Source organism: Paractinoplanes pyxinae (assembly GCF_026626335.1).
Lineage (GTDB): Bacteria > Actinomycetota > Actinomycetes > Mycobacteriales > Micromonosporaceae > Actinoplanes > Actinoplanes pyxinae.
Genome location: NZ_JAPNTZ010000001.1, coordinates 528,904 through 541,555, shown reverse-complemented (window position 1 = coordinate 541,555; position 12,652 = coordinate 528,904). Strand labels below are relative to the sequence as shown.

Below are 12,652 nucleotides of genomic sequence, written 5' to 3'. Positions count from 1 at the left end.
AGCAGGTCAATCTACCGGGCCGGATCGGTCCGGCCCCGGCGTCTCGTCGCGTGCCTCGCGCCCGAACGCGCGCAGATAGTCCTCGACGCTGAGTCCGGCTTCCCGCAGCAGATCGACCACGACCGCCACATCCTTCGGGAAGTCCTCCACCGCCGCCGCCAGCCGGTCGGCCTGGCTGACGGTCAGTTCCTCGTCGCGGATCCGCAGCAGCTCGATCGATTCGGCGCGGCCGAACGTCCCGACGGCGATCGGCCTGACACCGGTTCGGTCCCCGCGCGGTGAGGTGATCAGCACGTGCCCGGCTTCGGCCGGCAACAGCGGCAGAACGTGAGCCGGGTCGGCGACATCGTCGATCACCACCAACGACCGCTTCCCGCGCAGGGCCGTGGCCAGGTCGGCCAGGCCCGGGGCCACCGACGGCTGGAGAGTCCGGGCCAGCAGGGTGAGCTGGTCCGCGACCTGGTAGGGCTCGCCGTTGCTGATGTACCAGGCGATGTCGTAGTCGTCGGCGTGCCGCCGCGCGTACTCGATGGCAAGGGCCGTCTTGCCGACCCCGTCGCCGCCGTGCAGGACCACCGCCGACGGCCCGCCCTCGGCAAAGGCGTCCTCGACCTGGCGCAGCAGGTCTTCGCGGCCGACAAAATCAACCGTGTGGGCCGGGATGTTCCACACCGGCGCCGGCTGGTTGCGCCGGCCCGGCCGCAGCACCACCTTGACGAAACCGTTCTGCCGGACGACGACCGGCTCCGGGGCGTCCAGCCGGGTGCAGTCGGCCACCGCCGTCGGGATGCCGCTGCCCTCGCCCTCGACCAGTTTGACCCAGGTCAGCGCGCTGGCCAGCCGGAAATTGCGGCGGCGCGACTCCCCGGCCAGCGCGCCCAGGTCCTGCGCCTGGTCGTCGGCCAGGTCGCGGCCGGCCCAGGCGCCCGGACTGCTGATCTCGAGGCGGTCGGCGAACAGGCGGACGTGGACCGTGCGCTCGCGGTCCTCGTAGTCGCGGTGCACCAGGGCGTTGGCAAGCACTTCGCGTACGGCGATCATCGGATACTCGGCCGGGTGGCCCTCGCCCGTGCGGTCGGCGATGAACTGCCGGGCCCGCTCGATCTGCTGGGCGATCGGCCCGTGCATGTGCTCGGACTCGCGGGCGGCCGTCCTGTCGGTGCCGAGGTAATGGGTGCACTGCACGAGCGCGGAGGGCAGCACTCGCTCCGGCTGGCGGCCGAACAGCAGCACGCCGGCCCGGGTCAGCCGGCCGCCGCTCATCAGGGCGCAGCTCTCCAGGAACTGCCGGTCCGACAGCCCGGCCGGCAACATGCGCAGCCGTTCCGGCCGCAGGTCGGCCCGGAAGGCCGCGATGTGCTCCGGGTCGAAGTCCAGCTCGTCGGTCAGCTGGTCGAGGGCGTCGGGGGCGGCCGCCGACGCCGGGGCCGCCACCGGGACGACCGGCTCGGGCGGCAAGAACGCGGCCAGCGCCACCCGCAGCCGCTCGACGACCTCGTCCGCTGTCGTGTCGTAGGCCGGGACGCGTACGGCGTCGGACGTGATGGCCAGATCCTCGTCGAGCTCCACGATGACGTCGGGCCGCGAGCCGGGGTCGCTGAGCATCCCGGTGGCCACCGCGCGGTAGGTCGCGCCGACGATCATCGGCCCGTCGCCGTCCTCGGCCGACACCACAAAGCCCACCCGGCCGAGCAGACCGGCGAGATGCGCGCGCCGCTCGCCGTCGGCCGGATGGGAATGCAACCGCACCGTGCGCCCGCGTGCGAGCGGCGACGTGGCCGGCCCGATCGTGGCGCGTTCGGCGTTGTCCTTGCGGCGCCGCCGGTCCTTCTCCTCGGTCAGCGCGTGGATGAGCGCCGCCTCGAACTCGTCCGGGCCGGCCACCGAACCGACGACCAGGCCTTCGTGCAGCACTCGCGTACGGAAAGCGTCCTGTTTGGCGCTGTTCTCGTCGCGCAGCAGGTCGGGCGGGATGGGCAGCGCTCGATTGCCCGCGAGCAGGAACATCAGCCGGGTCAGGGGCGGCTTCATCCGGCTGGCCGTGTCGAACTCGAGTTCCGTGTAGGACTTGCCGGGCTCGTCGGTGACCGCGCTGCCCCAGCGGAAGCCGAGCAGCCCGACGAAGATGTCGGCCTTCTCGACGGCCTCGATGCACACCGCCGCCGGCTTCTCGTCCCGGGTCGCGAAGTACTGCATGTCGGCCGGCACCCAGCCCACCTTGAGCACCGCCGACTCGGCCGCCGCGACGAAGTTGCGCCCGTCCGGGTGGGCCCTGAGCTCAGACGTGTGGCTCAGAAACACGCGCAGTATGTCGTCCGCCACAGCAGGCCACCCTACCGTCCACGGTCGATCTCTTCCCTCCCCCAGCTGCGTGCACGTGTTCCTCCCCAGCTGCGTGCACGCATTTCTCCCCCAGCTGCGTGCACGCATTTCTTTCCAGCTGCGCGCACGAGCCGCCGACGGCCGCCACGTCGCGCTTCATCGGCCGGACGCCAGGCCGCCCCGGTGTTCCTCGCGGGCGCCCTTTCGCACCCGATCGACGATGGCTTCGAGCAGCGGGCCGGGCGCCTCCTCCGGCACCCAGTGGCCGACCCGGCGCAACGTCACGAAGCGGTAGTCCTCGTCGACCAGGTCGGCCGTGCTTTCCGCGGCAGCCCGGCCGACCACGAAGTCGCGCGTGCCCCAGACGAAGGTCGTCGGCACGCCGACCGGGCCGATCACCGGCACCCGGGGGTCGTCGAGCGCCCGGTACCAATTGAGGGCCGCGGTCAGACGGCGGCGGTCGCGCATCGCTCGTACGTAGGGAAGGCCTCGCACCCCCAAGCGGCGCAGCAGTTGCTGCATCAGCAGCCGGGCCAGGCCCTCGCCGGCCCGCGAGCGCAACAAGGCGGTGTAGGCGAGGCGAAGGCGCTGGACGCCGTGCTTCTTGACCGCGCGGGCCAGGGCCTCCGGATGCGGCAGCGACACGGCGGTCAGGCTCAGCACCCGCTCGGGATGGTCGGCCGCGAGCCGCCAGCCGACCTGGGCGCCCCAGTCGTGCCCGACGACATGAACCGCATTCAGACCGAGCGCGTCCAGCACGGCTACGGCGTCGGCGACGGCCTCGGTCAGCCGGTAGTCGCCGACGTCCGCCGGCCGGGCGCCCGGCGCATAGCCGCGTTGGTCGTACACGTACGTACGCATTCCGGCCTTGTGCAGTTTGGGCAGCAACCCCGCGAACTCCCGGCGGTCCTGGGGAAAGCCGTGCAGCAGGAGCACCGGCTCGCCGTCCGGTGGCCCCGCCGCGTACACATCGAACGTCAATCCACGCGTGGTGATCTGGTCCATGCCCGGCATACGCGGGAACGCGCCTTTCCCTCAGCTGTGTGACCGGCGCCTCACTGAGCGCCAGAACTGTCACATCGGCCGGGGCTCCGCAGTCATGTGGTCATGGTGGTGCGAACCAAACGGACGCGAGCTCAGCAGGTGTCAGCCGCCGCGGCCGGGGTGGACGAGCGATTCCGGGTCGCCACGCCCCTGCGCGGGCTGCTCAACAAGGTGTTCCCCGACCACTGGTCGTTCCTGTTGGGCGAGATCGCGTTGTTCTCGTTCGTCATGTTGATCCTGACCGGGGTGTTCCTGACGCTGTTCTACGAGCCGTCGATGCAGGAGGTCACGTATCAGGGCTCGTATCCGGCGCTGCGCGGCGTCGAGGTGTCCCGGGCGTACGAATCGACACTCAACTTGTCGTTCGAGGTGCGCGGCGGGCTGTTCCTGCGCCAGATGCACCACTGGGCGGCGCTGCTGTTCATGGCCGCGATCGTCGTGCACATGGCGCGCACGTTCTTCACCGGCGCCTTCCGCAAGCCGCGCGAGGCCAACTGGCTGCTGGGTGTGGGCCTGTTCGTGTTCGGGTTCCTGGCCGGCTTCACCGGTTACTCGCTGCCCGACGACGGCCTCTCCGGCACCGGGCTGCGCATCGCCTCGGCCATCATCCTGTCGATCCCGGTCGTCGGCACCTGGCTGTCGGCGGCGCTGTTCGGCGGCGAGTTCCCCAGCGAGCTGATCATCGGCCGGTTCTTCATCCTGCACGTCCTGCTCATCCCGGCCGTGCTGCTGGCGCTCGTGGTCGTGCATGTCGGCCTGGTGTTCGTGCAGAAACACACACAATGGCCGGGCCCCGGCCGGACCGAGCACAACGTGGTCGGCGAGCGCATGTTCCCCCGGTACGCGCTCAAGCAGGGCGGCATGTTCCTGTCGGTGACCGCCGTGATCGCGCTCAGCGCCGGCCTGTTCCAGATCAACCCGGTCTGGCTGTTCGGCCCGTACCGGGCGGCCGACGTGTCAGCGGCCAGCCAGCCCGACTGGTACGTCATGTTCCTGGACGGCCTGGTGCGCCTCATGCCGGCCTGGCAGATCACCATCCCGATCGGCGACGGCTACAGCATCCCGCCCATCTTCTGGCCGTCGGTCGTCGGTTTCGGCGCGTTGCTGACGCTGACCGCCATCTATCCGTTCCTCGAAAGACGCATGACGAAGGACTACGAACGCCACAACCTGCTGCAACGCCCGCGCGACGTCCCACACCGCACCGGCGTGGGGGTCATGGCCCTCACGTTCTTCCTGATAGCCACGATCTCCGGCGGCAACGACATCATCGCCGACAAGTTCCACGTAAGCCTGAACGCGATGACTTGGGCCGGCCGCATCGGCCTGCTGGTGGGCCCGCCCCTGACCTACTGGATCACCGTCCGCCTGTGCCTGGGCCTGCAACAACACGACCGCGAGGTCCTGGCCCACGGCGTAGAAACCGGAATAATCCGCCGCCTCCCCACCGGCGCTTTCGTCGAGGTCCATCAGCCCTTGTCCGAAAAGCCTTCCCCGTACGCAGGTTGGGTAGTGCCGAAGAAGATGAACCGCCTAGGCGCCCTGGCCCCCGCGATCAAGGGTTTCTTCTTCCCGCTCGAACGCCCCTCACCCCCCGAGGCTGTGAAGGACGAGAGCGCCCCGCCCCTCGAGAGGCCCAGCCGGCACGTCGACGAGCCGGAAGCCGAGCTCGAGGTACGCCGCCTCATGGATCCGCTCAAACGCCAGTGACTCCGCAAGACCAATCCGTCGAGCAGCCGTAGGTTGCACAAACCCTTGGTTGCGCACGAAGAAGACCGTCGCTTCGTACATCCGCCGACCGCCCATTCGCTCACCTTCGACCAGTGCGGCACCCAAGACGTGCAACCCAGTGTCCATTCGCTCACCTTCAGCCAGTCCGTCGGCCGAAACGTGCAATCCGCCGTCCACTCGCTCACCTTCGACCGTCGACAGAGCCGCCGCGCGCAAGTCGGCACGCATTCGCTCACCTTCAGCCATCGGCCGACCCGCCGCGAGCGGGCCCGTACGCCTTCGCTCACCTTCAACCAACGACTCAGCCCGCGCACGCAACATTCGCTCACCTTCGACCAACTCGCCGGCCGATACGTGCAGGTCAGCGCGCATTCGCTCAACCTCTTGCAACAGGTTGTCGGGTGCCGGAAGGCCGAGGTGGCGGCTGAGCGCCAGAGTGCACACCGGTGACCGGTCGAAGAAGACGATGGCACCTGGGCCGCTCGGCGCTGGTCCGGACAGGCCACTTTCGACTCCGGCGCCTTGTCGCTCGGCGGCTTGGTGACGGCGGCGCTGCAGGTCTGCGATGCGCTCAAGGAAGCCTGGTTCGCGCCACGGCTCCTCGACGCCTAGCGCCTGTCGTAGGGCGATGACGTCCGTGGCCGCCTCTTCGACGACGGCGTAACCGGCCAGCTCCAGCCACCGGAGCAGGGCTGTCTTTCCCGAGCCCGGCGTGCCCGTAAGGATGTAATTGCGCATAACGAGTCCTCCCACCAGCGATCACCGTTGTTCTTCTTGTGAAAAACCTCGTCCTCAGCACGCTTGCCGGCGTCACCCTGCTTGCCCCCGCAGCGCCCGCCATGGCAGCTGACGCCGCTTCGGCCCGTGCCGTCGCGGCCCCCGTCGCTACAACTTCTGAGCTCGCCGCCCCCGCGACTGCAGCGCAGGCCGCCACGAGCCCCGTCGTCGCGCGCCGCGGCGCTGCGGCACACGCCGTCGCAGGCCGCGCCACCGCAGCCCCCGCCGTCGCAGCTCCGACCGCCGCAGCTCCTGCCGCTGGAGCACAAGACCTCGCAGCTCGCGTCGCTGCGGACCCCGCCTCCGCGGCCGCTGCCGTCGACCCGGCCAGGTTTCGCCTTTCCATCGGCAGTGTCGTTGCGCAGGGCAAGTACGAGCACATGATGAGCATTCCGGAGCGGCCGGTGCCTCCGTTCCGCATCACCGGCGCTCTGACCGGCCGGAATTTGTTCCGGTGTGCCGTCCTGCAGGTGGGGGCCAGCGGACCGGCCGACGGGCTCGAATGGCGTACGGTCGCGCGCCACTGTGGTCGCGGGCGCACGCCGTTCCGTGCGCAGGCGTCCTACATGTTCCGGGGAGTCCAGCCTCCGCTGCGCCTCTGCGCCGGGTGGACCCTCACCGAGGCCGGGCAGGCCAGCCGATGCGACCAGTACAGTCCGCCGGCCGCCGGTCGCTGAGGCCGGCTGATCGAAGACGCCGGGCGGGCCGCCGTGCTCGCTCGGGCTTCGAGGTCGCCGCGGGCGCCTTCGGGGCGGGCTGTCGTCGAACCCCCGGCAGGCGCGATCGGAGCGAGCTGCCGCCGAACCCGCGGCACGATCGGATCGTCCGCGGTCGGTGGCTCTCGATAGCGTGGGCCTGTGTTGATGCGGCCGGCGGACGTGCGGGATGTGCCCTTCCTCGAGCGGGTGCTGTTGGAGGCGTACAACTGGTCCGAAGCCCGCTTCACCCTCGACTGGATCCGGACCGACGCGATGGCGCGGCGCTATCTCGAAGAATTCCCGGCCGACGGCGACTTGGGCGTGGTGGCGATGGTCGACGGTGCGCCGGTGGGTGCTGTCTGGGGCCGTGCGCTGCCGGCCGACCGCGCCGGCTACGGCTTCGTGGCACCCGATGTTCCTGAGCTGACGCTCGGTGTGCTGCCGCAGGCCCGCGGTCGCGGCGTGGCGACGCGGCTGATGAGCAACGTCATCGAGGCCGCCTGGGAGCGACGTCTGCCTGGGCTGAGCCTCAGCGTCGAGGACGGCAACGCCGTTCGATGGCTGTACGAGCGGCCGGGCTTCGAGGTGGTCGGGCGCAACGGCAACTCCGACACCATGCTGCTCAGGCCGGCAGCTGGAACACGCACCACTCGTCGACCGGCTTGAAGCCTAGCTTGGCGTTCACCGCGCGCATGTGCGTGTTGTTCTCGGCGTTCCACGCCTCGATGTACCGCATTCTCGGCTCGAACGATCTCGCGTACGCATGATTGGCCGCCTTCACCGCCAAGCCCAAGCCGTGGCCGCGGTGGGCGGGCTCGACGATGGTGATCCGCTGGCGGGCCTGGGCGTCGTCGTCCGACTCGAAGGCCAGCTTGGTGCGGGCGACGATCCGGCCGGTCGCATCGTGCCGGGCCGCGGTGGAATACCAGCGGTGACCCCGGCCGAGCTGCGTCGCCTCTTGGGCCCATACGCGATCGGGGTCGAAGACCTGCGGGCCGCCGGTGGAGGTGGCCAGCGACAGCCGGCCTTGCAGCGCGGCCACGTCGCCGATGATCTCGGAGGGCACCGCGTCGCGCCACTGCACGAGCGAATAGCCGTCGGCCGGACTCGGCACCTCGGCGTCCGTCACCTCCAGGCGCGACCTGATGCTGGTCATGCCCGGCCGGTGCCCCCGGTGCTTGAGATAGTCGTAGCCGTCGCCGGGCCGCGCCACCTCGACCTCGATCAGGCTACGGCCGTGCCGCCGGGCGGCCGCGACAACGTCGTTCATTAGCCCGGTGCCGATACCGCGACGGCGATACTTCGGGTGCACGACCAGCTCCGCCTGCAGCATGTGCTGGTTCTCGGCCTGCGGCAGCAGATACGACGCGCCCCCGACCACCTGGTCGCCGTCGCGGGCCAGTGACACCTCCTCGACCGTCGCGGGCCATGGGTGCTCGAACCGGGCCTCGTGTTCGCGACGGCTCGGCGCGAGGAAGTCGGGCGCCGCGACCATCAGGTCGAACCACTGCCCCATGGCCTTGGAGTCGGGCATGTCCGCATCCTGCAGCGGAGCGCGACAGGCGGGCAAGCGCGGTGGCCGGCGGACCCCGCCAACTATCATGGCGGCATGGCGATTCGCGGCGGTCGATTCGCGGCGGGGCGGCGGGGTGCCCTGCGGTCGCTGATCTCGGCTGCGCTCGCCGTCGTGAGCATGCTGTCGGTCACCGTGGCGGCGATCGGGCCGGTTCTGCCGGCGATGGAGGCGCTCGCGGGTCGGGCGGCGGCCGCCGATCTGCAGGTGATGACCTTCAACCTCCGGTACGCGGGGATCGTCGAGCCGAACTCGTGGGTTCAGCGGCGGCCGGTCATGAAAAAGCTGCTGACGGCCGAGCAGCCCGACCTGATCGGCACCCAGGAAGGCCTCGTTCACCAGCTGCAGGACATCAAGGCCGACCTGGGCGACGGGTACGACTACATCGGCAAGGGGCGGCTGGGCGGCACCATCGGCGAGTTCATGGCCGTGTTCTACCGCAAGCAGCGGCTCACTCCCCAGGCGTACGGAAATTTCTGGCTTTCCGACACGCCGACCGTGCCCGGTTCCGAGACGTGGGGCGGTTTCTCCGTACGCATGGTCACCTGGGTCCGGTTCGTCGATCGCGCAACCGGCACGCGTTTCTACGCCGTCAACACCCACCTCGACAACGCCAGCGAAAATGCCCGCCGCCACGCCGCCGAGCTGATCCGCAGCCGCCTGTCCGCGCTGAACCCGAAGCTGCCGATCATCCTGACCGGTGACTTCAACACCCCCGCCGGATCGGGCAGCTACGTCTACAACCTGCTGGTCAACCAGGCCGGCTTGCAGGACACGTGGACCACCGCCGCCACCCGCGGCCCGGCCTACAACACGTTCCACGGCTACCAGCCGATCCAGCCGGACGGCCCCCGCATCGACTGGATCCTCACCTCACCGGGCGTCACCGCCACGGCCGCGCTCGTCAACACCCATCACACCGGCCGCCAGTTCCCGAGCGACCATTTCCCCGTCCAGGTCCGTCTGCGCCTCAATTGACGGGTACGAGGCGGGTGAGCTGGGTGACGTGGGCCGGGCTCAGCTCGTCGAGGCTGTGGGCGCCGAGCAACTTCATGGTGCGGACGATCTGCTCGGTCAGGATCTGGATGGCCCGGTCGACACCGGGTCGTCCGCCCGCCATCAACCCGTACAGATAAGCCCGGCCGATGAAGGTGAACCGCGCACCCAGCGCGATGCACGCGACGATGTCGGCCCCGTTCATGATGCCGGTGTCGACGGTGACCTCGACGTCCTGGCCGACCTCGCGCACCACCTTGGGCAGCAGGTGGAACGGGATGGGGGCGCGGTCGAGCTGGCGGCCGCCGTGGTTCGACAGCACTATGCCGTCGACGCCCAGGCCGGCCAGCTTCTTGGCGTCCTCGACGGTCTGCACGCCCTTGACGGCCAGCTTGCCGGGCCACATCTCGCGGACTATGCGCAGGTCCTCGTAGCTGATGGTGGGGTCCATGGCCGCGTCGAGCAGTTCGCCGACCGTGCCGCCGGTGGCCGACAGCGAGGCGAACTCGAGCTTCGGCGTGGTCAGGAAGTCGTACCACCACCAGGGACGGGGCACCGCGTTGGCGATCGTGCGCAGGCTGAGCTGGGGCGGGATGCTGAAGCCGTTGCGCTTGTCGCGCAGCCGGGCGCCGGCCACGGGGGTGTCGACGGTGAAGAACAACGTGTCGAAGCCGGCCTTGGCGGCGCGCTCGACCAACGCGTACGAGATCTCGCGCTGTTTCATCACGTAGAGCTGGAACCAGTTGCGGCCGGCCGGGTTGACCTCTTTCACCGTCTCGATGCTGGTCGTGCCCAGGGTGGAGAGGCAGAACGGGATGCCCGCGGCGGCGGCCGCACCGGCGCCGGCCGTCTCGCCCTCGGTCTGCATGAGCCGGGTGAACCCGGTCGGGCCGATGCCGAACGGCAGCGCCGACGGGCCGCCGAAGACGGTGGTGGCCGTGTCGACGTTCGCGACGTCGCTCAGCACGGACGGGTGGAACTCGACGTCCTGGAACGCCTGCCGCGCCCGCGCCAGGGAGAGCTCGCCCTCGGCCGCGCCGTCGGTGTAGTCGAAGGCGGCCCGGGGCGTGCGGCGCTTGGCGATCAGCCGCAGATCCTCGATCGTGAGCGCCGCCTCGAGCCGGCGCGTGCGCCCGTTCAGCTGCGGCTTCTTGAACCGCATGAGCTCGAGGATCTCGGCCGGCCGGGGAACCTGTCGCTGGACCATAGGGCCAGCCTACGACCGTTCAGACCACAACGCCGTCGATGGTTTCCAGCCGGGCCGCCACCTCGTGCGGCGGCAGCGGACGGCCGAACAGGTAGCCCTGGCCGTACTTGTAGCCCAGGCCCCGGATCAGGTCGCGCTGCTCGTCGGTCTCGATGCCCTCGGCCACCGACGAGAAGTCGAGCGCGTTGGCCATCTGGCTGACCGCGTTGGCCACGGCCGCCTGCCGCCCGACGGTGGTGATCGACTCGACGAACGAGCGGTCCAGCTTGAGCGTGGTCACGGGGACGGTCAGCAGCAGGCCGAGCGAGGACGCGGCGGTGCCGAAGTCGTCCAGGGCCAGCCGCAGACCGAGACCGCGCAGGCCCAGCAGGGCCGCCGCCGACTCCTCGTCGTCGAGCACCGCGGTCTCGGTGACCTCGATACTGAGCAGGCCCGGCGGCAGGCCGGTGTCGCGCAGTACGGCGGCCACCTCATCGACGAAGCCGGGGCTGCGCAGCTGACGGCCGGCCACGTTGACGCCCACGGTCAGGCTGCCGGCGCCCGGGAAGTCGGCTCGCCACTGGGCGGCCTGGCGGGACGCCTCGCGCAGCGCCCACGCCCCGATGGCCACGATGTGCCCGGAGCGCTCGGCCAGCGGGATGAACTCGACCGGCGAGACCAGGCCCCGGGTTGGGTGATTCCACCGGATCAGGGCCTCGACGCCGGTCATCCGCAGGTCGTCGAGCGCCACGATGGGCTGGTAGACCAGCGTGAACTGACCGGCCTCGACGGCCTGGCCGAGGTCGCGGATGATCTCGGCGTCGGCCGCGGTGCGTTCGCCCATCTCGTCGCTGAAGCAGACCGAGGTGCCCTTGCCGCGCCGCTTCGCCTCGTACATGGCGATGTCGGCGTTGCTGAGCAGGGTGGCCGGCTCGTCGCCGGGCCGGGCCCACGCCACGCCGATGCTGGCCCGGGTGTATCCGCCCAGCCCGGCCTGCAGGTCGTCGGCGACCCGGCGGGCGCCCTCGGGGCCGGTGTCGGGCAGCAGGATGGTGAACTCGTCGCCGCCCAGCCGCGAGACCAGGTCGTCGGCGCGGACCGTGGCCCGCAGCCGCCCGGCCACCTCGACCAGCAGCGCGTCGCCGGCCGCGTGGCCCATCGTGTCGTTGACCGTCTTGAAGTCGTCCAGGTCGATGAGCAGCACCGACGGCGACCGGCCGGCGTCGAGGTGGATCTCGAGCTGCTCGGTGAAGTGCGTACGGTTGGCCAGCCCGGTCAGCCCGTCGGTCGAGGCCTGCTCGCGCAGCAGCACCTCCTGGTCGGTGAGGTGCTCGAGCGCGACGTCGAGCCGGTCGATCAGCCGCACGTTGTCCTGGAACGCGATGAGCTGCCGGGCCGCGACCAGCGCGGTGATGACGACGACGCCCGCGGTGGCGCCCCAGAACCGGGTGGAGACGTCGGCCGGCAGAACGATGAGGAAGACGGCGAAGGTAACGGCGATCATGCCGTACGGCAGAAGGCTGTAGGGCTTGCGCTTGGCCGGCTGAACCGGTCCGTCGGCGCGGACCACCGTCTCCTGGATGCGGGGCCCGATGGCGATGAGCAGCGACGGCATCAGCAGCACAACGAAGACGTACCAGCGGTCCTGGTTCTGGAACGAGCCGGGCAGGAACGAGGCCAGACCCTGGACGACAGGCGCGGCGACCATCGGCCAGGCCGCCTTGCGAGCCATCGGCGGACGCGGCACCAGTGCCGCTTTCGTGGCCGAGAAGGCACCGACCACAACCAGCGCGGCGGTGATGCTGGCGGTCACCCGGTCGGCCGGCGCGGTCACCGGGTAGACGGCGAAACACCAGGCCATGACGCCGCCGCCGACGAGCACGGTGGTCGCGTCGAGCCAGAAGACCAGTTTCTCGCGGGCCGAGCGCAGACCGTGCGGGAAGAGCAGGCAGGCCAGGACGTTGCTCGACATTCCGACGATGAAGAACGCCGACTGTACGGTTGTCCCGGCGGTCGAGGCGGTGGCCGGGTTCAGCAGCGTGTGCACCGCCTGGAAGCTGTCGCCCACGGTGAACGACGAGCCGGCGAAGGCGATGGCCGACCAGAACTTCCGGTAGTGCGGCACGAGCGCCCGCAACCGCCAAGCCCCGTACGCGAGGGCGGCGTCCATCGGCACCTGCGCACACCAGAACACCTGCGACTGCCGTCGCGGATCGCCCTCGAACAGCACGAACAGCGCGAAACCGGTCAGGGTCACGGCCAGCAGCGCCATCAGGATCGGATCCCGCCGAAACGCCCTCATCTGGCCACCTCCCCCTAGCTCTC

The 12,652-nt window shown here is 70.2% G+C and carries 10 protein-coding genes and 1 pseudogene; 5 read left to right on the top strand and 6 right to left on the bottom strand.

The window, feature by feature from the left end; genetic code table 11:
* Positions 1-6 precede the first annotated feature (6 nt).
* A complete protein-coding gene (locus OWR29_RS02395) occupies positions 7-2,322 on the bottom strand; it encodes a DUF4062 domain-containing protein (protein WP_267560610.1) in 2,316 nt (771 codons plus the stop codon).
* Positions 2,323-2,478: 156 nt separating this feature from the next.
* Complete coding sequence (locus tag OWR29_RS02390) at positions 2,479-3,327, bottom strand: alpha/beta fold hydrolase (protein WP_267560609.1); 849 nt, start codon at positions 3,325-3,327, stop codon at positions 2,479-2,481.
* A gap of 102 nt (positions 3,328-3,429) precedes the next feature.
* On the opposite strand from OWR29_RS02390, the gene qcrB reads away from it, so the two are divergent.
* Complete coding sequence (gene qcrB / locus OWR29_RS02385; protein ID WP_438872545.1) at positions 3,430-5,076, top strand: cytochrome bc1 complex cytochrome b subunit; 1,647 nt, start codon at positions 3,430-3,432, stop codon at positions 5,074-5,076.
* Between the two features lie 33 nt (positions 5,077-5,109).
* The gene (locus tag OWR29_RS02380; protein WP_267561188.1) at positions 5,110-5,547 is read left to right on the top strand and encodes a hypothetical protein; all 438 of its coding nucleotides are present in this window, start codon (positions 5,110-5,112) and stop codon (positions 5,545-5,547) included.
* On the opposite strand, the pseudogene OWR29_RS02375 reads toward OWR29_RS02380, so the two are convergent.
* Positions 5,509-5,835: pseudogene (locus OWR29_RS02375) on the bottom strand (AAA family ATPase); the annotation flags it as partial. The gene OWR29_RS02380 and the pseudogene OWR29_RS02375 overlap by 39 nt on opposite strands.
* 419 nt (positions 5,836-6,254) lie before the next feature.
* Between OWR29_RS02375 and OWR29_RS02370 the strand changes: the two are divergent.
* Positions 6,255-6,551 (top strand): hypothetical protein, encoded by a 297-nt coding sequence (locus tag OWR29_RS02370; RefSeq protein ID WP_267560607.1) that lies wholly within the window; start codon positions 6,255-6,257, stop codon positions 6,549-6,551.
* 186 nt (positions 6,552-6,737) lie between these two features.
* Positions 6,738-7,238 carry a GNAT family N-acetyltransferase gene (locus OWR29_RS02365; protein WP_267561172.1) on the top strand — a complete coding sequence of 167 codons (501 nt, stop codon included), beginning with the start codon at positions 6,738-6,740 and terminating at the stop codon, positions 7,236-7,238.
* On the opposite strand, the gene OWR29_RS02360 is transcribed toward OWR29_RS02365, so the two are convergent.
* A complete protein-coding gene (locus OWR29_RS02360) occupies positions 7,195-8,106 on the bottom strand; it encodes a GNAT family N-acetyltransferase (RefSeq protein ID WP_267560606.1) in 912 nt (303 codons plus the stop codon). The genes OWR29_RS02365 and OWR29_RS02360 overlap by 44 nt on opposite strands.
* 75 nt (positions 8,107-8,181) lie before the next feature.
* Here OWR29_RS02360 and OWR29_RS02355 point away from each other — a divergent pair, with 75 nt between their 5' ends.
* A complete protein-coding gene (locus OWR29_RS02355; RefSeq protein ID WP_267560605.1) occupies positions 8,182-9,123 on the top strand; it encodes an endonuclease/exonuclease/phosphatase family protein in 942 nt (313 codons plus the stop codon).
* On the opposite strand, the gene OWR29_RS02350 is transcribed toward OWR29_RS02355, so the two are convergent.
* Both OWR29_RS02350 and OWR29_RS02345 read right to left on the bottom strand, forming a co-directional pair.
* Positions 9,116-10,348, bottom strand: a complete 1,233-nt coding sequence (locus OWR29_RS02350; RefSeq protein ID WP_267560604.1) for an alpha-hydroxy acid oxidase — start codon at positions 10,346-10,348, stop codon at positions 9,116-9,118. The two genes, OWR29_RS02355 and OWR29_RS02350, sit on opposite strands and share 8 nt — an antisense overlap.
* A gap of 19 nt (positions 10,349-10,367) precedes the next feature.
* Entirely contained in the window at positions 10,368-12,629 is a 2,262-nt protein-coding gene (locus tag OWR29_RS02345; protein ID WP_267560603.1) for a putative bifunctional diguanylate cyclase/phosphodiesterase, read from the bottom strand.
* Positions 12,630-12,652: the final 23 nt, after the last annotated feature.

Bases quoted from the DNA above. Each gene is read 5' to 3' on its own strand.
- OWR29_RS02370 (WP_267560607.1), top strand. From the start codon at position 6,255: ATGATGAGCATTCCGGAGCGGCCGGTGCCTCCGTTCCGCATCACCGGC.
- OWR29_RS02355 (WP_267560605.1), top strand. From the start codon at position 8,182: ATGGCGATTCGCGGCGGTCGATTCGCGGCGGGGCGGCGGGGTGCCCTG.
- OWR29_RS02390 (WP_267560609.1), bottom strand. From the start codon at position 3,327: ATGGACCAGATCACCACGCGTGGATTGACGTTCGATGTGTACGCGGCG.
- OWR29_RS02345 (WP_267560603.1), bottom strand. From the start codon at position 12,629: ATGAGGGCGTTTCGGCGGGATCCGATCCTGATGGCGCTGCTGGCCGTG.
- OWR29_RS02360 (WP_267560606.1), bottom strand. From the start codon at position 8,106: ATGCCCGACTCCAAGGCCATGGGGCAGTGGTTCGACCTGATGGTCGCG.
- qcrB (WP_438872545.1), top strand. From the start codon at position 3,430: ATGGTGGTGCGAACCAAACGGACGCGAGCTCAGCAGGTGTCAGCCGCC.
- OWR29_RS02350 (WP_267560604.1), bottom strand. From the start codon at position 10,348: ATGGTCCAGCGACAGGTTCCCCGGCCGGCCGAGATCCTCGAGCTCATG.
- OWR29_RS02365 (WP_267561172.1), top strand. From the start codon at position 6,738: ATGCGGCCGGCGGACGTGCGGGATGTGCCCTTCCTCGAGCGGGTGCTG.